This is a genomic window from Iamia sp., assembly GCF_035575815.1.
GTDB lineage: Bacteria > Actinomycetota > Acidimicrobiia > Acidimicrobiales > Iamiaceae > Iamia.
Map to the genome: position 1 here is coordinate 18,779 of NZ_DATLXO010000207.1, position 18,117 is coordinate 36,895.

The 18,117-nt window shown below is 74.0% G+C and carries 20 protein-coding genes; 5 read left to right on the plus strand and 15 right to left on the minus strand.

The genetic code is table 11. The annotated features are described in order from the left end of the window. The first annotated feature begins 130 nt into the window (after positions 1 to 130). Complete coding sequence (locus tag VNL12_RS20625) at positions 131 to 1,585, plus strand: aldehyde dehydrogenase family protein (protein ID WP_325597258.1); 1,455 nt, start codon at positions 131 to 133, stop codon at positions 1,583 to 1,585. Positions 1,586 to 1,752: 167 nt separating this feature from the next. On the opposite strand, the gene VNL12_RS20630 is transcribed toward VNL12_RS20625, so the two are convergent. From VNL12_RS20630 to VNL12_RS20645, 4 genes are all read right to left on the minus strand, one after another. Next, a complete protein-coding gene (locus VNL12_RS20630; RefSeq protein ID WP_325597259.1) occupies positions 1,753 to 2,196 on the minus strand; it encodes a DUF3151 family protein in 444 nt (147 codons plus the stop codon). A 131-nt stretch (positions 2,197 to 2,327) separates the two neighbouring features. Then, on the minus strand, positions 2,328 to 2,522 hold the full coding sequence (locus tag VNL12_RS20635; RefSeq protein WP_325597260.1) for a Flp family type IVb pilin: 195 nt from the start codon (positions 2,520 to 2,522) through the stop codon (positions 2,328 to 2,330). Positions 2,523 to 2,633: 111 nt separating this feature from the next. Then, positions 2,634 to 3,623: a patatin-like phospholipase family protein gene (locus VNL12_RS20640; protein WP_325597262.1), complete on the minus strand. Its 990-nt coding sequence runs from the start codon at positions 3,621 to 3,623 to the stop codon at positions 2,634 to 2,636. After that, the gene (locus VNL12_RS20645; protein WP_325597264.1) at positions 3,620 to 4,405 is read right to left on the minus strand and encodes an alpha/beta hydrolase; all 786 of its coding nucleotides are present in this window, start codon (positions 4,403 to 4,405) and stop codon (positions 3,620 to 3,622) included. The genes VNL12_RS20640 and VNL12_RS20645 overlap by 4 nt, the downstream gene beginning before the upstream one ends. 83 nt (positions 4,406 to 4,488) lie before the next feature. Here VNL12_RS20645 and VNL12_RS20650 point away from each other — a divergent pair, with 83 nt between their 5' ends. Then, a complete protein-coding gene (locus VNL12_RS20650; RefSeq protein WP_325597266.1) occupies positions 4,489 to 4,950 on the plus strand; it encodes a histidine phosphatase family protein in 462 nt (153 codons plus the stop codon). After that, a complete protein-coding gene (locus tag VNL12_RS20655) occupies positions 4,863 to 5,144 on the plus strand; it encodes a histidine phosphatase family protein (protein WP_325597268.1) in 282 nt (93 codons plus the stop codon). Before VNL12_RS20650 ends, VNL12_RS20655 begins: the two co-directional genes overlap by 88 nt. On the opposite strand, the gene VNL12_RS20660 is transcribed toward VNL12_RS20655, so the two are convergent. Together VNL12_RS20660 and VNL12_RS20665 are read right to left on the minus strand one after the other, a co-directional pair. Then, positions 5,141 to 6,361, minus strand: coding sequence for an acyl-CoA dehydrogenase family protein (locus tag VNL12_RS20660; protein WP_325597270.1), 1,221 nt, complete (start codon positions 6,359 to 6,361; stop codon positions 5,141 to 5,143). The genes VNL12_RS20655 and VNL12_RS20660 overlap by 4 nt on opposite strands. Before the next feature lie 119 nt (positions 6,362 to 6,480). Continuing rightward, positions 6,481 to 7,323, minus strand: coding sequence for a transglutaminase family protein (locus tag VNL12_RS20665; RefSeq protein WP_325597272.1), 843 nt, complete (start codon positions 7,321 to 7,323; stop codon positions 6,481 to 6,483). A gap of 107 nt (positions 7,324 to 7,430) precedes the next feature. Here VNL12_RS20665 and VNL12_RS20670 point away from each other — a divergent pair, with 107 nt between their 5' ends. Beyond that, on the plus strand, positions 7,431 to 8,198 hold the full coding sequence (locus tag VNL12_RS20670; protein WP_325597274.1) for a glycerophosphodiester phosphodiesterase: 768 nt from the start codon (positions 7,431 to 7,433) through the stop codon (positions 8,196 to 8,198). 91 nt (positions 8,199 to 8,289) lie between these two features. Here VNL12_RS20670 and der read toward each other — a convergent pair whose 3' ends face one another. Together der and VNL12_RS20680 are read right to left on the minus strand one after the other, a co-directional pair. Then, positions 8,290 to 9,723: a ribosome biogenesis GTPase Der gene (gene der, locus VNL12_RS20675; protein ID WP_325597275.1), complete on the minus strand. Its 1,434-nt coding sequence runs from the start codon at positions 9,721 to 9,723 to the stop codon at positions 8,290 to 8,292. Continuing rightward, positions 9,720 to 11,219 carry a DUF512 domain-containing protein gene (locus tag VNL12_RS20680; protein WP_325597277.1) on the minus strand — a complete coding sequence of 500 codons (1,500 nt, stop codon included), beginning with the start codon at positions 11,217 to 11,219 and terminating at the stop codon, positions 9,720 to 9,722. The genes der and VNL12_RS20680 overlap by 4 nt, the downstream gene beginning before the upstream one ends. Positions 11,220 to 11,441: 222 nt before the next feature. On the opposite strand from VNL12_RS20680, the gene ispH reads away from it, so the two are divergent. Beyond that, on the plus strand, positions 11,442 to 12,473 hold the full coding sequence (gene ispH, locus VNL12_RS20685) for a 4-hydroxy-3-methylbut-2-enyl diphosphate reductase (RefSeq protein ID WP_325597278.1): 1,032 nt from the start codon (positions 11,442 to 11,444) through the stop codon (positions 12,471 to 12,473). A gap of 158 nt (positions 12,474 to 12,631) precedes the next feature. Here ispH and VNL12_RS20690 read toward each other — a convergent pair whose 3' ends face one another. The 7 genes from VNL12_RS20690 to VNL12_RS20720 are packed head-to-tail and all read right to left on the minus strand — an operon-like array spanning position 12,632 to position 18,083. Next, on the minus strand, positions 12,632 to 13,414 hold the full coding sequence (locus VNL12_RS20690) for a lysophospholipid acyltransferase family protein (protein WP_325597280.1): 783 nt from the start codon (positions 13,412 to 13,414) through the stop codon (positions 12,632 to 12,634). Continuing rightward, on the minus strand, positions 13,411 to 14,046 hold the full coding sequence (cmk, locus tag VNL12_RS20695; protein WP_325597282.1) for a (d)CMP kinase: 636 nt from the start codon (positions 14,044 to 14,046) through the stop codon (positions 13,411 to 13,413). The genes VNL12_RS20690 and cmk overlap by 4 nt, the downstream gene beginning before the upstream one ends. A gap of 23 nt (positions 14,047 to 14,069) precedes the next feature. Next, positions 14,070 to 15,392: a 3-phosphoshikimate 1-carboxyvinyltransferase gene (gene aroA / locus VNL12_RS20700; RefSeq protein ID WP_325597284.1), complete on the minus strand. Its 1,323-nt coding sequence runs from the start codon at positions 15,390 to 15,392 to the stop codon at positions 14,070 to 14,072. A 6-nt stretch (positions 15,393 to 15,398) separates the two neighbouring features. Continuing rightward, positions 15,399 to 15,767 (minus strand): chorismate mutase, encoded by a 369-nt coding sequence (aroH, locus tag VNL12_RS20705; RefSeq protein WP_325597286.1) that lies wholly within the window; start codon positions 15,765 to 15,767, stop codon positions 15,399 to 15,401. A gap of 46 nt (positions 15,768 to 15,813) precedes the next feature. Beyond that, complete coding sequence (locus VNL12_RS20710; RefSeq protein WP_325597288.1) at positions 15,814 to 16,599, minus strand: pseudouridine synthase; 786 nt, start codon at positions 16,597 to 16,599, stop codon at positions 15,814 to 15,816. Next, the gene (scpB, locus tag VNL12_RS20715; RefSeq protein ID WP_325597290.1) at positions 16,568 to 17,293 is read right to left on the minus strand and encodes an SMC-Scp complex subunit ScpB; all 726 of its coding nucleotides are present in this window, start codon (positions 17,291 to 17,293) and stop codon (positions 16,568 to 16,570) included. The genes VNL12_RS20710 and scpB overlap by 32 nt, the downstream gene beginning before the upstream one ends. 1 nt (position 17,294) lies before the next feature. Next, the gene (locus VNL12_RS20720) at positions 17,295 to 18,083 is read right to left on the minus strand and encodes a segregation and condensation protein A (RefSeq protein WP_325597292.1); all 789 of its coding nucleotides are present in this window, start codon (positions 18,081 to 18,083) and stop codon (positions 17,295 to 17,297) included. Positions 18,084 to 18,117: the final 34 nt, after the last annotated feature.

An 18,117-nucleotide genomic window follows, 5' to 3' on the forward strand; every position in this document is an offset into this window, starting at 1 on the left:
CTATGATGCTCGCTCCCCGCACCGGTGGAGGACACCGCCCGCCCGACCCGCGTCTCGGCCGACCCGACGCTCGCTCGGAGGTCTCCGGGGCCCGCCGACCTGCACCCCCGCCTCGCCCCAGGAGCCCGCCATGCCCGTCGCCGACCTCCGCTCCGACGAGCTCGTCGTCGCCGGCGAGCGCCGTGGCGCCCGCGACGGGGCGATGACCACCCTCGTCGCGCCGGCGACGGGAGAGCCCTTCGCCGAGGTCGCCCGGGCTGGACCGGCCGACGTCGAGGTCGCCCTGACCTGTGCTCACGCCGCCTTCGCCGAGGGCCAGGGGGCGTGGCCCCGTACCAGCGCGACCGAGCGGGGCCGGGTGCTGGCCCGGGTCAGCGCACTCCTCCGCGAGCGGGCCGAGGCGCTGGCCGAGCTGGAGGCCACCGGTGCCGGGCACCCGATCGGCGACGCCCGCTGGGAGGTCGAGGCCGCGGCCCGCACCTTCGAGTACTACGCCGGCGCCGCCAACAAGCACCTGGGCACGACGATCCCGATCATGGACCCCGGGCTGGCCATCACCCTCCGCGAACCTGTCGGGGTGTGCGCCCTCATCGTGCCGTGGAACTTCCCTCTGCTCATCGCCTGCTGGAAGGTGGCGCCCGCCCTCGCCTGCGGCAACCCGATCATCTTGAAGCCGGCGTCGGCCACCCCGCTGACCGCACTGGCGCTGGGCGACATCCTCGTCACCGCCGGTGTCCCGGCCGAGGCGGTGCACGTGCTGGCCGGGCCCGGTGCGGTGCTCGGCGACCTGCTCGTGGCCGACCCTCGGGTCGCCAAGGTCGGCTTCACCGGCGAGACGGCGACCGGGGCCCACATCTTGCGCCAGTCGGCCGACACCATCACCCGGGTGTCACTCGAGCTCGGCGGCAAGTCGGCGGCGGTCGTCTTCGCCGACGCAGACATCGCGCGGGCCGCGGCGGCCACGACCGCCTCGGTGTTCGCCAACGCCGGCCAGGACTGCTGCGCCCGCAGCCGCATCCTCGTCGAGCGCCCGGCCTACGACGCCTTCGTGGCCGCCTTCGCGGACGCGACCCAGGCCATGGTCATGGGCGAACCGCTCGACCCCGCCACCGAGGTGGGCCCCATGATCTCGGCCGGTCAGCGTCAGACCTCGCTCGACTACCTCGCCCTCGGCGCCGCCGAGGGGACCCGCCTCGTGTGTGGGGGCGAGGTGCCCGACCGGCCCGGCTTTTACCTCTCCCCCGCCGTCGTCGCGGAGGTGGACAACGACATGCGCATCGCCCGGGAGGAGATCTTCGGGCCCGTCGCCGCGGTGATCCCCTTCGACGACGAGGCCGACGCGATCCGCATCGCCAACGACAGCGACTACGGGCTCAGCGGCTCGCTGTGGACCGGGTCCGCGCCGCGGGCCATCCGCGTCGCCCGGCGCCTGCGCGTCGGCACCCTCTCGGTGAACTCCCACTCCTCGGTGCGCGTCGAGACGCCGTTCGGGGGCATGAAGCGCTCCGGGCTCGGCCGTGAGCTGGGCCTGGCCGCCATGGACCTCTACTCCGAGACCCGCACCGTCTTCTTCTCCGAGGAGTGAGGTTTCGAGCTCGATGCGGAGCCTCTCGCTCGAGCTGGTCGTGTCGCCGGCGGCGACGCTCGTGCTCGCCGACCAGCAAGCTGGATCGGCTCGCTTCGCCTGGGGCTGCGCCAGACCCCAGCGGCTGCGCCGGGCGGGACCGGAGCGACAGCTCGGCGTCGGGACCGTCAGTCGAGGTCGACGGGGGGCCAGGCCGGGTCGAGCTGGCGGAGGAAGAGGGCGCAGCGCTCGGCCTCGTCGGCCTCGCCGATGCGGGTCGCGGCCTGCTCGAGGCCGTGCAGGGCCCGCAGGAAGCCCCTGTTGGCCGCGTGGTCCCAGCGCACGTACCCGGTGCCGCGCCACCCGCACTGGCGAAGGCGGTCGAGGCCCCGGTGGTAGCCGACCCGGAACGCGGCGTAGGCCTCGACGTCGTCGCGAGCGAGCTGGCCGAGGCGGGCCCACCCGTCGAGGAACCGGGGGTGGGCGGCCACCACCGCGGCCACCGCGTCGCGCCGTTCGACCTCCGGGAGCTCGAGGGCGGAGGCCAGCGAGGCGAGCAGCGCGTCGGGCTCGGCCTCGATCACGGTCTCGGGCGGGCCCGACGGGCTGAGGGAGATCGGCTGGTCGCTCATCGTCGCCCACCCTACGGCTGCTGACGGAGCGACGGAGCCACCGGCCCCGACGCCGGGAACAGCGAAGGGGGCGGGCCGGAGCCCGCCCCCTTCACCGGTGTTCGGTGCTGATCAGATGATCAGATGATCGATCACGGCTTGTTGATCGAGGAGCCGACCTCGTTGAGCTTCTCGGAGCCGGAGGTGCCGATGAAGGTCACCGCCGCGATGCAGACGACGGTGATGAGGGCCACGAGCAGCGCGTACTCGACGAGCGAGGCGCCCTTCTCGGTGTCGCCGAAGCGGGCCCGGACGTAGGCGGTGATGAAGTCGAGGTGGTTGAGCATCGGGGTGTTCCCCTGTGATGTGAGTGCACCACCCCGGTTCCCGGGAGCGCGGTGACGGTGTGTCCCGACTCCATCGGCGCCCCCTCGCCGGGCCTACATGGGCCGAACGGCTCATTCCTCACTCTGCGTGCTGTCGTCGGTCCCGTCGGGTGCGACCAGGGTCGGATGCGGGGCGCCACCGCCGTCCCCGTCGCTCGCCTCGCGCCCCGAGGCCCGTTCGGCTAGCAGGGCGCGGCTGGCCTGGTACGCGCTCGACATGAGCGCGGCGGAGTGGCTGAAGTCGTTGAAGCGGCCGGCGGCGGCGGCGCCGGTGGGGAGCAGGATCGCCTCCACGTGGGTGGGCAGGCTGGCCATGTCGCGACGGAACCGGGCCCGCCGTCCGATCCAGTAGGCCTGGAGGGCCATGTCGAAGGGCCGTCGGGGCTCGCGCCGGGGTCGGTCGAAGCCGCCGACGTGGAGGATGTAGACCGTCGTGGCCCCCAGCTCGACCGCTCGGGTGACGGGCACGTCGTTGACCACGGCCCCGTCGATGTAGCGGACGCCGTCGATCGCAACGGGCGGCAACAGGGCGGGCAGAGCGGCCGAGGCCAGGATCGGATCCACCAGGGGCCCGGACGAGAACCAAACCTCACGCGCCGCGGTCACATCGGTGGCCACGCACTGGAACGCCACCTCGAGATCCGCGAAGGTGGCGTCGGGGGGGAGCACGTCCTCGATCACCCGCTTGAGCCCGGCGTTGCCGTGCACCGACTCGCCCCGCCTGGCCATCTGCACGGTGGTGGGCAGCAGGCCGGCGGGCAGCACGTCGCGGTCCTCGAGGGCGAGCCACAGGTCACCGAGGCGCCCGACCATGGCCAGGCTGGGATCGGTGGCGATGCCGGCCCCGTTCAGGGCCCCGACCGAGCAGCCCAAGACCAGGTCCGGGGTGATCCGGTGCTCGAGCAGGGCGCGGAGCATCCCCACCTGGAGGGCTCCGAGGTTGCCGCCGCCGCTGAGCACGAAGGCGGTGCGGGGCCCGCTCGGACGACGGCGCAGCCGGTCGCGCAGGGGGCCGAGGCGGCCCGAGAGGCCGGGCCGGGCGGCACCCGCGGAGTCGCTCACGCGCCGTCCCCGGCCGCGGCCGGCACCGAGAGCCGGGCCACCGATGCCGTCCACCTCGCGTAGGTCGGGGCGTGGGTCGTGGGCGCGCGGTGGCCCGGGCCTTCGAGGCGCTCGGGCGCGCCGGTGCCCAGCCGGCCGGCCAGGTCGGCCACCCCGGTGCGGACGTGGGCACGGCCGGCCGATCCGTGGGCGAGGATCACCGGTGCGGCGACGGGACCGAGCGGTGCGGGCAGCGACCCCGGGGGCGCCACGAACAGCGAGCGCACCTCGGTCATCATCGCCCCGCCCTCGGCCCGGCGGGCGGCCCGCAGGGGGGCGGGCGCCCGGGCCCACCGCTCGACCCCGACGGCACGGCCGATCACCAGGTCGGCCGCGTCGGTGTCGTCGCCGGCCCAGTCCTCGATGCCCGGCGGCCAGTCCCGGTGCCATGGCGGCGGCGGCTCATGCGCGCCCACCGCGCCGATCAGGCCGGGAGCGAGGCGCGCCGCGGCCAGGGCCACCAGGCCGCCCAGGCTGTGGCCGACGACGACCGGTAGGTCTCCGGGTCGGCCGCCGACCCGCAGCGCACCGAGCAGGTCGACGAGGTCGGCGGCGTGGGTGGCCAGGTCGCCGGGCCCGAGGGGCGCGGAACCGGCGTAGCCGCGCCGGTCGTAGCGGACGACCCGGAACGCGCCCTGGTGTCGGTCGGCGCGGGCCAGCCCGGCGAGGCGATCCATGGCGCCGTGCACCAGGACGAGCGTCGCGCCGGTGCCGGCCTCGACCACGTGCAACCCAGGCGCCACGGCGACGAGGGTAGGGCGCACGGCCCCGCCGACCGCGCACCGGCCCTCGGCCGCCCGGCCGCCAGCCCTACGATCCACCGCCCATGGAGCTGCTGTTGATCCGTCACGCCCTCCCGGTGCGCTTGGAGACGAGCGGCGGTCCGGCCGACCCGCGGCTCTCGGCGACGGGCCGGACCCAGGCCGAGGCCCTCGCCCGCCACTGGGCCGGGCGGGTCGACGCGGTGTGGACCAGCCCCCTGCGGCGCGCCCGGGAGACAGCGACGCCTCTGCTCGACCGGCTCGGTCTCTCGGCCACCGTCGACGACGACCGGGCTGAGCTCGACCGCGGCGCCGCGGCCTACATCCCGATCGAGGAGCTGCGGACCGACCCGGTGCGCGGGGACGAGGCGGTGGCGTCGTGGACCGGCCCCGACGGCGAGGCGCTTCGCACCGAGTTCGGGTCCGCGTCGTGGCTGCGGTGGACCGGGTCGTTCTGGCCCACCCCGGCCGGCGGGTCGCCGTCGTCTGCCACGGCGGGGTCAACAACGCGGTGGCCGCGGAGGTGATCGGGCTCGGGTCGTCGCTGTTCTTCGAGCCGGCCTACGTCAGCGTGAGCCGGGCGGTGGCCAGCCGGACCGGGGCCCGCCAGCTGCTGTCGCTGAACGAGACCTGGCACGCCGGCGGCACTGTCGGGGCCGCGCCGGGGGCCGGGACGGGGGCCGCGACCGGAGCGGGACCGAGCGTGACGGACAGCGCCTAACGGGGCACGTCGGTCCAGGGCCTCTCCTTGTCGACCCGGACGTCGCCGGGCAGGCCGAGGACGCGCTCGGCGAGGATGTTCTTCATGATCTCGGTGGTACCGCCCTCGATGGTGTTGGCCCGGCAGCGGAGGAACGCCTTCTGGGTCGACGAGACGTCCATGGCCATGCGGCGGGGGCGGGCCATCGGGTAGCCGCCGTCGGGCAGCAGCATCCCCCCGGCGCCGGTGACGCCGACGGCGTAGGTGGTGATGGCCTGGTTCAGCAGGGCGCCGGCCGACTTGCCGATCGACCCCTCGGGGCCGGGGGTCCCCACGGCCCGGTTCTGCGAGGCGCGCCAGTTGGTGAGCCGGAGGACCTCGGAGCGGGCCCAGAGCTTCATCAGCTCGTCGCGGGCCGCGCCCCCGGGGCGGCCCGCCTCGATCCACGCCCTGACCGCGATCTCGATCATCCCGGTGCCGCGGGCCGCGATGCCGCCGCCGATCGACACCCGCTCGTTCATGAGCGTCGTGATCGACACCCGCCACCCCTCGCCCACCTCGCCCAGGCGCTCGGCGTCGGGGATGCGGACGTCGGTGAAGTACACCTCGTTGAACTCGGCCTCGCCGGTGATCTGGAACAGCGGCCGCACCTCGACGCCGGGGGCGTGCATGTCGACCACGAAGTAGGTCAGGCCCTTGTGCTTGGGCTGGTCGGGGTCGGTGCGGGCCACGAGCATCCCCCACCGCGACAGGTGGGCCACCGTCGTCCACACCTTCTGACCGTTGACGATCCACTCCTCACCGTCGAGGACCGCCCGGGTCGACAGGCTGGCCACGTCGCTGCCGGCGCCGGGCTCGCTGAACATCTGGCACCAGACCTCCTCGCCGGTGAAGAGGGGGCGGAGGTAGCGCTCGCGCTGGGCGTCGGAGCCGTGGGTGTACACGGTGGGTGCCCCCATGCCGTGACCGATCGGGTTGCGGGCCACGGCGTTCGGGGCGCCGGTGCCGCGGAGCACCTCTTGCACCACCTTCGCCAGCCGGGGGGCGACACCGAGGCCCCCATGGCCCTCACGGAAGCTGATCCACGCCAAGCCGGCGTCGAACTGGGCGCCGAGGAACTCCTCGGGCGAGGTCTTCTCGGGCGGGTGGTCGGCGACGAGGCGCAGAGCGGCCTCCCGGACGCGGGCCTCGTCAGGATCGGTCGCGGGGTCGGCGGTGCGGGTGGCGACGTCGGTCATGGCGACCACCGTACTTGACCCACCGGTCAAGAGTTCAGCGTGAGTCGGTCGGGCGGACTCGAAAGTGCCACCCTGCTGCGCTCGTGTGCACCACCAGGGTGGCTAGAACGCGGTCCTCCTCAGTTCAGGCGGGCCCGCCAACGGGTGGCCTGGTCCCGCAGGTCATCGGGCTCGGTCCCCGCTCCACCGGCGTCGGCCAGCTCCTCGATGGCGACCGCGGCGCGATCGAAGGCGCCGCTGCGGGCCAGGGCCGAAGCCAGCGTGCCCCTCTCGGCCAGGCTGACGCCCGGCACGAGGCTGCGCAGCCCGAGGGCGACGGCCTCCTGGCGGTGCCGCTTGTCGGACCGGTAGCGGTTGGCCAGGTTGGCGAGTACCCGGGCCACCACCTGGGGCGGGCCGATGGGGTCGAGGAAGCTCTTGTCCCAGTGGGCGGCCCCGCCGTGCAGCCGCTCGAAGAGCTGACGGGCACCGTCGGGGTCGAGGCGGGTGCGGCGGTGGAAAGGGTCGGCCAGACGGCCCGGCTCGTCGACCGACGCCACCAGCACGTGGCCGGGCATCCCCACCACCGCGGCGGCGACGCCCACCCGACGGGCGGCCTCCACGGCGACGACGGCGAGCATGATCGGCAAACCCCGCCGACGACGGACCACGTCGGGCAGCATCGAGCTGGCCGCGGTGCCGTAGTCCGACGGGGTCCCGCCGAGCCCGACGCGGTCAAGGTGCTCGACCACCCCGGTGAAGCTGGGCACCTCGACGCCCTTGGCCAGCTCGTCGAGGCCGGCTCGCACGGACGCGAGATCGGTGCCGTCGGGGTCCGCGCCCACACCGAAGTGGGCGGCCAGCAGGGTGCAAGCCTCGTCCAGGGTGCCCGGCGGTTCGGTCCGGCGCAGCACCGCGGCGAAGCGCACGGTCAGGTCCGACGGGTGGGTCGGATCGAGGGGGTTCTCGCCGTCGGGGGCCACAGGGTCCTCGATTCTGCCCCGTCCGGGCGGACACCGTGCGGGAAGCCGCCCTTTCGCTCCGGTCGGGCGGACCTCGCGACGCCGGGGGCGGGGTAGCCTCGGCCGCCGTGGGCAGCGGCTGGGCGTTCCTCGACCACCCGGGACCCTTGGCCTTCGCCCACCGGGGTGCTCACGCCGCCGACGGCCCGGGTGAGAACACCATGGCCGCCTTCGACGCCGCGGTGGCCCTCGGCTTCGGCTACATCGAGACCGACGTCCACCTCACCGCCGATGGGATCGTGGTCGCGTTCCACGACGACCACCTCGACCGCGTCACCGACATGACCGGGGCGATCTCGGAGCTTCCCTGGTCGGAGGTCCGACACGCGAAGGTCGGGGCGAACGGCGACCCGGTACCCCGCCTCGACGAGATCCTCGAGCGCTTCGGGGGCGTGAAGGTCAACATCGACCCCAAGCACAACCGGGTGGTGGAGCCCCTGGCCCTGGTGCTGGAGCGGGCCGGCGCGGTCGACCGGGTGTGCTGCGGCTCGTTCTCCGACGCCCGCCTGGCGCGCCTTCGGACCCTGCTCGGACCCCGGCTGTGCACCTCGCTGGGCCCGAGGGCGACGGCCAAGCTGGCGGCGGCGGCGGCGGGCGCCCCGGTGCGGAGGCTCGCCGGCCCGTGCGCCCAGGTGCCCACCCACATCGGCCGCCGGCGCCTCGTCACCCCCCGCTTCGTGCGTGCCGCCCACGCCCTCGACGTGCAGGTCCACGTGTGGACGATCGACGGGGCCGAGGAGATGGGTGAGCTGCTCGACATGGGCGTCGACGGGCTGATGACCGACCGCAGCGACATCCTCAAGGCGGTGCTCGAGTCCCGCGGCGAGTGGCCCTGACCGGTTCGCCGGCGCGCGTGGACCCCCACCGCACTGGTCGGGGAATCGGGTGCGGGAACACCCAGATCTCTGACCGGTTCGCCGGCGCGGGTCAGCTCCGGCGGCGGACCCGCATCTTGATGGAGGTCTGGCGCAGGTCGAACGCCTCACGGAGCGACCGTTCCAGGTAGCGCATGTAGCTGGGCGAGATGTCCTTGTTGGTGAACAGCGTGAAGGTGGGCGGGTCGCTGGCGCCCTGGGTGGCGTACAGCACCCGGGCGCCGTGGGGGGCGGGGGTGGCGGCCTGGGCGGCGCCGATGACCTCGTTCACCCGCCGGGTCGGCACCCGGCGGCGGTACTGGTCGATGGTGCCCGAGAGCGCGGGCAGCAGCTTGGCGACGCCCTTGCCGGTGAGGGCGCTGATCTTCAGCACCGGCGACTCGCCGATGAAGCCCATCTTGCGGGCCATCTCGTCGGTGACCCCCTCGCGGGCGCGAGCGTCGAGCAGCTCCCACTTGTTGAGCAGCACGACCACGGGGCACCCGGCGGCGTCGACCCGTTCGGCGAGGCGCTGGTCCTGGTGGGTGACGCCCTCGGTGGCGTCGATCACGAGCAGGGCGACGTCGGCGGCGTCGACCGACTGCAGGGCCCGCACGAGCGAGTAGTACTCGGCGCCGTCGTCGATCTTCGACTTCTTGCGCATGCCGGCGGTGTCCACGAAGCGGATGGGGCCGGTCGCGGTCTCGACCACGGTGTCGACCGAGTCGCGGGTGGTGCCGGGCAGGTCGTGGACCACCGAGCGCTCCTCGCCGGTGAGCCGGTTGAACAGCGTCGACTTCCCCACGTTGGGGCGCCCGACGATGGCCACGGCCACGGTGCGCTCATCGTCGTCGACCGGCATGCCCCGCCGCTCCACCACGTCGAGCGCCTCGGGCGGGAGGGCCGCCACCACCGCGTCGAGCAGGTCACCGGTGCCCCGGCCGTGGAGGGCGCTGACGGGGAACGGATCACCGAGGCCGAGGCGCAGCAGCTCCCACACCAGGTGGTCGCGGTTGGTGCTGTCCACCTTGTTCGCCACGACCAGCACCGGCGCCGACGCGGCCCGCAGCAGCCTGGCCACCCGGTCGTCGTCGTCGGTCGGGCCGATGGTGGCGTCGACCACGAGGAGCACGGCGTCCGCGTCGCGGATGGCTTGCTCGCTCTGGCGGCTCACCTTGTCGTCGAGGACGGAGCCGTGGGTCAGCCACCCGCCGGTGTCGACGAGGGTGAAGTGCCGCCCGTTCCAGTCGGCCTCGACCTCCTTGCGGTCGCGGGTCACGCCGGGGCGTTCCTCGACGATCGCCTCGCGCCGGCCGATGATGCGGTTCACGAGGGTGGACTTGCCGACGTTGGGGCGGCCCACGATGGCAACGGTGGGCAACCCCTCGGCGGGCGGCTTCTCGGCTCGGGCGGCGGCCGCGGCGGCGGGCGACACCGGCTTGCGCTCGGCTGCGGTGGTGCGCCTCGTGGCGGTTTCCCCGCCCACGGGCCGGGTGCCGCCGGTCATGCCGCCGCCACCGCCACGCGCAGGACCCGGCGGAGGGCGGCCCCGTCGGTGGGCACCACCTCGACCGGGCGCGGCAGGTCGCCCGGCGTGGTGCCGTCGAGGAAGCGTCCGCCCGAGAGGCAGACGTCGGGCAGCAGGTAGCGGTGGCCCTCGGGTTCGGCGCTGAGCGCACGGGCGAGGTCCTCGCCGACCATGAGGCCGGCGACGGCGACGTTGCCACCGAAGTACCGGTTGGCGACGGTGACGATGCGCACGTCGGGCCGATCGAGTGTCATGACCAGGGGGCCCAGGACCCGGGCCCCGTAGGCGCTGGTGACGATGGCGATGGGGGCGTCGGGCCGGGCCCGCAGCGTCACCGAGACACCCACCGGCGCGGCGTCGGCGGCGATGTCGTCGCCGTCGCGGTTGCGCACGGCGCGGTAGCCCTCCGACGGTGCCGCGAAGTCGCCGGCGGCCTCGTAGCGGGTGGTGCGGCCCGTCTCGGCCGCGTCGGCCCAGGCGAAGAAGCCGGCCTGGACCCCGCGGCCGGTGGCTTTGTCCGCCTCCCCGTCCGAGGCCAGAGCCGCGTCGGGAGCTGTCGGCCCGGCGAACTCGGCCTCGAAGGTGCGGGCCATGCCCACCCCGTCCTCGTGCATGGCGAAGCCCTCGTAGGCCTCGGGCTCGGGGAAGGGCCGTCCGGCGATGAGGTAGTACTCATCGGCGGCGAAGACGAGGCGGCGGCCGAGCACCCGGAGGAACTGCTCCTGGGCAGCGTGGATCACATCGATGACCGTTCCCGCCTCGGCCGGGGTGGTGGGGCGCATGCGGGGTTCGGGGTTGTGGCGGCTCACGCCCAGCGGCACGACGCACAGCGAGGCCAGCTCGGCGTAGCGGTCGAGGACGCCGACGAGGGTGTCGGCCAGCACGTCACCGTCGTTCACCCCGGGGCAGCACACGACCTGGCCGTGGACCTCCACGCCGTGGTCGAGCAGGGCCCGCAGCCAGCGGAGGCTGGTGGCCCCCCGTCGGTTGCGCAGCATCTCGGTGCGCACGTCGGGATCGGTGGCGTGGATGCTCACGTTGAGGGGGCTGATGCCCTCGGTGACGACGCGCTCGAGGTCGGCCTCGGTGAAGCGGGTGAGGGTGGTGAAGTTCCCGTAGAGGAAGCTCAGCCGGTAGTCGTCGTCCTTCAGGTAGAGGCTCTTGCGGAGGCCCGGTGGCAGCTGGTAGATGAAGCAGAACTCGCAGTGGTTGTCACACGTGCGCACCTGGTCGAAGAGCGACGAGTGGACCTCGATGCCAAGGGGTTCGCCCGCCGGCTTGGGCACCGCAACGGTGAGCTCGAGGCCGCCGCGCCGGAGGTCGAGGACGGGGTCGGGTTCGTCGGTGAGCCAGCGCCACTCGATGACGTCGCGGGGCGACTCGCCGTCGACCGACAGCACCTCGTCGTCGACGACCACACCGGCCCGTTGGGCGGGGGACCCGGGCGCGACGGCGACGACTCGGGGCACGGACATGACCGGACGATCCTACGACCCCTCGGTCCCCGCTCCCCCTTCTCGAGCTGGTAGGGGGATCGGGTGTTCCAACCCCCAGATCTTTGACCAGTTCGCTCCGGGGCTCCCTCCTCGCTCGAACTGGTCGTGACATCGGGCGCCCCCGCCCCCAGATCCCCGACCAGTTCGGCCCCGGGGTCCGGCGCCTCGGGGGTGAGGTGGGGCGTCGGTAGCATGGGTTCCATGCCCGTCGAACACGTCTTGCTGGCTGAGCCCCGAGGGTTCTGCGCGGGCGTGGAGATGGCCATCAAGGCCCTGGCGTGGATGGTGCGAGCCTTCGAGCCGCCGGTGTACTGCTACCACGAGATCGTCCACAACAAGCTGGTGGTCGACCGCTTCCGCGACCAGGGCGTGGTCTTCGTCGATGACATCGGCGATGTGCCCGAGGGGCGCCCGGTGATGCTCTCGGCCCACGGCTCGGCCCCCGAGGTCGTCCAGTCGGCGCGCGCCGCCGGGGGCTACGTCGTCGACGCCGTGTGCCCCCTGGTCACCAAGGTCCACCACGAGGTCAAGGTGCGGGCCGGCAAGGGCTACCAGATCGTCTACGTCGGCCACGAGGGCCACGAGGAGGCGGTGGGCACCATGGCCGTCGCACCCGGGGCGATCCACCGGGTCGAGTCCCTCGACGAGGTCGCGGGGCTCCCCGAGTTCGCCGAACCCGTCGCCATGTTGGCCCAGACCACGCTCAGCCACCGTGACTGGTCGGGGCTGCGCGACGCGGCGGTCGAGAAGTTCCCCGAGATGTGGGTTCCGGGCCGCAGCGACCTCTGCTTCGCCACCACCAACCGCCAGACCGCGCTGCTCGAGATGGCGTCGCGGTGCGACTCGATCGTCGTCATCGGCTCGGCGAACTCGTCGAACACGATGGCCCTGGCCAAGCTGGCGGAGGAGGCCGGCTGCCCTCGCGTCTTCCGGGTCAACACCGCGGCCGAGCTCCCCGACGACCTCTCCGGCACGATCGGGGTCACCGCCGGGGCGTCGGCCTACGAGGAGCTCATCGACGAGGTGCTGGCCCACGTGGGCTTCACCAAGGCCGAGGCCGAGCCGGTGCGGGTCACCGAGGAGGACGAGTACTTCCCTCCGCCCCGGAACCTGCGCGACCTGGTCTCGGCCATCGACGTGGTGGCCACCCTCACCCTCGGCGGGTCGCTCCCCGATCGGCCGCCGGGAGACGATCGGTCCCTGCCCGCCAGCGACGTGCTGGCCACCCTGTAGGCCGCGCCGTCCGAACTGGTCGCAACAGCCTGCGGGGGGACGCAGGTCACGACCACTTCCAGACTCGGGACCAACTGGTCGCGGTCCACGTTCCCGGAGCGACGCAGATCGCGACCACTTCGGTGAGTTCGCGGCGCGGCGACGGACGACAGCTGGAGTCAGCGGCGGTTGGGGGTGCCGGCGCGACGCTGGGCCTCGTCGAAGAGAGCCTGGAGCCGGTCGTAGAGCGTTGCGGTCTGGGTGCGCAGGGCGGCTCGACGAGCCTTGGCGCCCCCGGCCGTGGAGGCCTCGAGCGGCTCGCCGACCACCACGACGACCTTGGTGGGGCGGATGGCCCGAGCGCCCTTGGGCATGGCCTTCTCCGAGCCGCCGACGCCCACGGGCACGATCGCCGCGCCCGTGCGGGACTGCACGAACGCGGGCCCGTCGAAGAGCGTCTGGACGACCGGGCCGGTCTGGCGGGTGCCCTCGGGGAACATCACCAGCGGCTCGCCGGCGGCGATGACCGCCTCGCAGGCCCTCAGGGCCTCGCGATCCGCGGTCCCCCGGGCCACCGGGATGGCGCCGAGGGCGGACCAGAGACGCCCGAAGCCGGGGGTCCACAGGGTGTCCTTGGCCAAGAACCGCTGACGGCGACGAACACAACCCGAGGCCAACAGGAAGTCGATGTTCGAGCGGTGCACCGGCGCCAGGATGAACGGCCGGTCGGTGGGGATGTGCTCGAGGCCGTGGTACTCGAGCCGCAGCCACAGCCGGGCCCACCCCACCATCGCGGCCCGCACGAAGCCGTAGAGGAGGCGCTCGCCGGCGGTGGGCGGGCCGAGGCCGATCGTGACCCCGCTGCGGCGCGCCGCCCGAGCCAGCGCGACCCGGCTCGCCTCGGCCCGGGTCGCCTCGGCCTCGGCCTCGGCCTCGGAGGGGGGCGGCGAGGCGTCGGTCATGTCCTCATCTTCGACGCCAGCGCCTCCACGACCTCGTCGACGGTGAGGTCGCTGGTGTCGACCATGAGGGCGTCGGCCGCCTCGGCGAGGGGTGAGGCCACGCGACTCTGATCGAGGGCGTCGCGCCGGGCCAGGTCGGAGGCGACCGCCTCATAGGAGAGGTCGGCCACCTCCTGGGAGCGGCGCTCGGCGCGCACCTCGGGGCGCGCCGTGAGGTACACCTTCAGCTCGGCGGTGGGGAACACCACCGTGCCGATGTCGCGACCCTCGAGGACCCCGCCGCCGCGCTCGGTGGCCCAGGCCCGCTGGCGGCGGACCATCTCGGACCGCACATCGACGTTGGCGGCGACGAGCGACACGGCCCGGGTGACCTCGGGACTGCGGATCTCGATGGTGGCGTCCACCCCGTCGACGGTCACCCGTTCAGCGCCGACCTCCAGCTCGATGTCGCCGACGATGCGGGCCACATCGGCGGCATCGCCGGGGTCGAGCCCGCGCCGCAGGGTGGCGAAGGTGACGGCCCGGTACATGGCCCCGGTGTCGAGGTACTCGAGGCCGAGCCGGGTCGCCAGGCGACGGGCGATGGTGGACTTGCCCGACCCGGCCGGTCCGTCGATGGCGATGACCCTCACGGCGCTGAACCTAGAGGATCCGGTCAGGCCCGGAGGCGGTCGAGATCGACGAAGAAGCCGGGGTGGGTCTTGGCCACGCAACCGGGATCCGCGACCGAGAGGCCGGGGACCACCAGGCCGAGTAGGGCGAAGGCCATGGCCATGCGGTGGTCGTCGTAGGTCTCGATCACCGCACCGTGGGGTCCGGCGCCCCCGGGCCGCACGACGAAGCCGTCGTCGGTTTCCCGGGCGTCGACGCCGCAGCGGCGCAGCTCGGCGACCGAGGCGGCGATGCGGTCGGTCTCCTTGCCCCGGATGAACCCGACGCCGGTGACCCGCACCGGCTCATCGGCGAACGCGGCCACCACCGCAACGGTCGGGGCCATGTCGCTGAACGCGGTGAGGTCGAAGGTGCCGCCGCGCAGGTGCACCCGGCCGTCGGGACCGGCGGCGGGGCCGACCACCTCGGTGCCGGTCGCGTCGCGGCGCACGGTGGCGCCCATGGCCCCGAGCACGTCGACGAGCTCGGCGTCGGCCTGGAGCGCGGCAGGGGGCAGGTCCGGCACCCGGACACGGCCTCCGGTGATGGTGGCGGCGGCGAGGAAGTAGCCGGCGGTGGCGGCGTCGGGCTCGACCGGATACGTCGTGGCCCGGTAGCCGCCGGGCGGGACGACGAGGGCGCCGTCGGGGCCGTCGGCCACCCCGACGCCGAAGGCGGCCATCACCGCCCGCGTCATCCCGACGTAGGGGGCCGACACGAGCCGGTCGGTCGTGCGGCGGACTGTGAGGCCGTCGGCCATGGCCCCGCCGGCGAGCAGGAGACCGGAGAGGAACTGGCTCGAGACGGTGCCCGCCACCGCCACGTCGGTTCCGGTGGGTGGACCGGTCACGGTGACCGGGAGGTGACCCGGTGCGCCGTGCTCGACGATGGTGACGCCGAGGGCCCGCAGGGCGGTGAGCAGGTCGGCCATGGGGCGGGCCCGCATCGGTTCCGCGGCGTCGACGCGCACCGGTTCGCCGGCGAGGGCGACGACGGGGGTGACGAAGCGCGACGTGGTGCCCGAGAGGTGGGTGAACACCTCCACGGGGCCCCGGGGCCGTCCCGCGACGCCGCGGACCACCACCGTGGCCTCGGCGTCGGGCGCGTCCACCTCGGCGCCCAGGGCCCGCAGGCAGCCCGCCATGGCCTCGGTGTCGTCGGAGCGCCCGGCGCCCAGGAGGCGGCTGGTGCCGGGGGCCAGGGCGGCGGCGACCAGGGCCCGGTTGGTGATGCTGCGCCCGCCCGGCACCCGGATCTGCACGTCGGGTGAGGCGGCGAGGGGCACGACCGGGCACGGGTCGGGCAGCGTCCGGGGGTCGGCGGGCACGACGGGTCAGGCGGGCAGGTCGTCGCGCAGCGACCGGGCACCCTCGAGGTACACGTGGTGCAGCTCATGGCGGGCCCGGTCGGTCGTCAGGTGCACCATCACCCGGATGCACATCGGGGTGCCGCCGGTGATCGCCAGCTCCCGGGCGCAGATGAGGGGCACGTCGCCCAGGCCCTTGGCTCGCGCCGCGGTTGCCGGGAACGTGCTCACCACGTCATCGGTGGCGGTGAAGAGGATGCTGATGAGGTCGTCGTGGTCGACGGCGTTGCGCTCGAGGAGCGTGTCGAGCAGGGCGCGGACGCGCTCCTCGATGTGCTCGGGGGTGTCGACGTCGACCGTCGTGGCGCCCCGGAGGGCTCGCACCGCAGGGGCCATGGCGGCCGACTCTACCGAGCGGCGCAGCGTCGGCCGCGGTGGGGGTTCAGCGGTCGCGGGCGCGCCGCTCGCGCCGGGTGTCGCCCTCGTCGTTGGGGCCGGCGGCGGCCCGCTCGAGGGCGCGGACCTCATCGATGGTGAGCGCCCTCCACTCCCCCGGTGCCAGCCGGGGGTCGGTGAGGGTGGCCAGCCGGGTGCGCACCAGGCGGCGGACCGGGTGGCCGACGGCCTCGCACATGCGCCGCACCTGGTGGTTGCGGCCCTCGTGGATCACGATGCGGAGCACCGCGGGCGACACGGTGCCGACGGTGGCCGGCGCGGTGGGGCCGTCGTCGAGCGAGACGCCGGTGCGCAGGCGGCGCACCGCGGCCCGGCCCGGTTCGCCCTCCACCTCGGCCAGGTACTCCTTCTCGATGCCGAACGACGGGTGGGTCAGGCGATGGGCGAGATCACCGTCGTTGGTGAGCAGCAGCAGGCCCTCGGTGTCGAGGTCGAGGCGGCCCACGGGGAAGATCCGGGTCTCCGAGGGAACCAGATCGACCACGATGGGGCGGCCCTGGGGATCATCGGCGGTGGTGACGACGCCGGCGGGCTTGTTGAGCAGGTAGTACACCGAGCCGGGACGGATGCCGATGGGCACGTCGTCGACGGTGACCACGGCGGCGTCGGGGTCGACCCGGTCGCCGAGGATGGCCTCCTCCCCGTCGATGGTGACCCGCCCGTCTGCGATCAGCTCCTCGCACACCCGCCGGCTGCCGAGCCCGGCGCGGGCCAGCACCTTCTGCAGGCGGATGCGGGGGTCAGGGGTCTCCGGCGTCGTCGTCGTCGGCATGGTCACCGTCAGCCTCGCCGACGGGCTCGGGCGCATCCACCCCGACGGTGGTGGGCCCATCGTCGGCGCGGAGCTCGACGCCGTCGTCGGGCGGAACGCCAGCGGGAGCCCCGTCGAAGCGGAGGGTGTGCTCGAGGGCCTCGACGACATCGGCGTCGGGGACGAAGCCGGCGATGGGGGGCAGGTCCTCGACCGAGTCGACACCGAGGCGCTCGAGGAACAACGGCGTGGTGCCGTAGAGCACGGCTTGACCGGGGCCCGGGTCGCGGGCGACCTCGGCCACCAGACCCCGGTGGGTCAGCGTGCGCATCACGCCGTCCACGTTGACCCCGCGGATCGACGCGACCTGAGCCCGCGACAGCGGCTGCTTGTAGGCGACGATGGCGAGGGTCTCGAGCGCCGCGCTCGACAGCCGGGCGGACTGGCCCTCGAGCACGTAGCGCTCGACGTAGGGCGCGGCTGCCGGGTGGCTCTGGAAGCGGTACCCCCCGGCGACCCGCACCAGCACGAAGCCCCGATGGTCGGCCTCGTAGCCCGCGGCGAGAGCGGTGCAGGCGGCCTCGACGCGATCGACGCTGACCTCGAGCAGCTGGGCCAGCATCTGGGGCGGCACCGGTTCGGCGGCCACCATCACGATCGCCTCGAGGGCCCGGCGGGTCTCGGTCGGCAGATCGTCGGGCCCGGGGCCGTCCATCTCACCCCTCGTAGCGGTCGACACCGCTGACGCCGGCCAGCGCGCTCTCGGCCTGCTCGTCGCCGCCGGTCCACGTGATGCGGATGTCGCCGACGCGGCCCCCCTGGTGGAGGTCGACGAGGCCCTGCTTGCACAGCTCGAGGATGGCGAGGAAGCGGACGACCACCTCGAGGCGCTCGCCGAGCGACGCGGTCAGGGCCCGGAAGCCGATCGTGCCCACCCGGGGCAGCTCGTCGACCAGCTCAGCCACGGCGTCGGCCACCGACACCCCGATGGGCGCAACGTGGTCAACCTCGACGCGGGGCACCGGCCTCGGGGCCGTGGCCCGCAGGAAGGCATCGCACAGGGCGTCGGGCGTGACGCCGTCCATGACATCGGGCGTGAGGTGGGCGAAGACGTCCTCGGGCGGCGCCCGCCGGGCCCAGGAGCGCGCCGCGGCGTCCGACAGCCGGGCCAGCACCGCGGATGCGTCCTTGAAGGTCTTGCACTCGAGCAACCTCGCCAGGAGCAGGTCGCGCTCCTCCCACAGCGCGAGCTCGTCGTCGAGGTCGACGTCGGCCTCACCGGGCAGCAGGCGGCGGGCCTTGAGCTCGACCAGGGTGGCGGCGATGAGCAGGAACTCGGTGGCGACCTCGAGGTCGATGACCTCCATGCGGTCGAGCTCGGCCAGGTAGACCTCGACCACGGCGGAGAGGGAGACCTCGTAGAGGTCGACCTGCTCACGCAGGATCAGGTGCAGCAGCAGGTCGAAGGGCCCGTCGTAGACCTCGGTCTGCACCTGGTACGCCACGGAGGGATCATATGACACGCGTGTGGTTTGCGCC

Coding starts and splice junctions, on each gene's coding strand:
- VNL12_RS20625 (WP_325597258.1), top strand. CDS start 131: ATGCCCGTCGCCGACCTCCGCTCCGACGAGCTCGTCGTCGCCGGCGAG.
- VNL12_RS20630 (WP_325597259.1), bottom strand. CDS start 2,196: ATGAGCGACCAGCCGATCTCCCTCAGCCCGTCGGGCCCGCCCGAGACC.
- VNL12_RS20635 (WP_325597260.1), bottom strand. CDS start 2,522: ATGCTCAACCACCTCGACTTCATCACCGCCTACGTCCGGGCCCGCTTC.
- VNL12_RS20650 (WP_325597266.1), top strand. CDS start 4,489: ATGGAGCTGCTGTTGATCCGTCACGCCCTCCCGGTGCGCTTGGAGACG.
- VNL12_RS20660 (WP_325597270.1), bottom strand. CDS start 6,361: ATGACCGACGTCGCCACCCGCACCGCCGACCCCGCGACCGATCCTGAC.
- der (WP_325597275.1), bottom strand. CDS start 9,723: ATGACCGGCGGCACCCGGCCCGTGGGCGGGGAAACCGCCACGAGGCGC.
- VNL12_RS20680 (WP_325597277.1), bottom strand. CDS start 11,219: ATGTCCGTGCCCCGAGTCGTCGCCGTCGCGCCCGGGTCCCCCGCCCAA.
- ispH (WP_325597278.1), top strand. CDS start 11,442: ATGCCCGTCGAACACGTCTTGCTGGCTGAGCCCCGAGGGTTCTGCGCG.
- VNL12_RS20690 (WP_325597280.1), bottom strand. CDS start 13,414: ATGACCGACGCCTCGCCGCCCCCCTCCGAGGCCGAGGCCGAGGCCGAG.
- aroH (WP_325597286.1), bottom strand. CDS start 15,767: ATGGCCCCTGCGGTGCGAGCCCTCCGGGGCGCCACGACGGTCGACGTC.
- VNL12_RS20710 (WP_325597288.1), bottom strand. CDS start 16,599: ATGCCGACGACGACGACGCCGGAGACCCCTGACCCCCGCATCCGCCTG.
- scpB (WP_325597290.1), bottom strand. CDS start 17,293: ATGGACGGCCCCGGGCCCGACGATCTGCCGACCGAGACCCGCCGGGCC.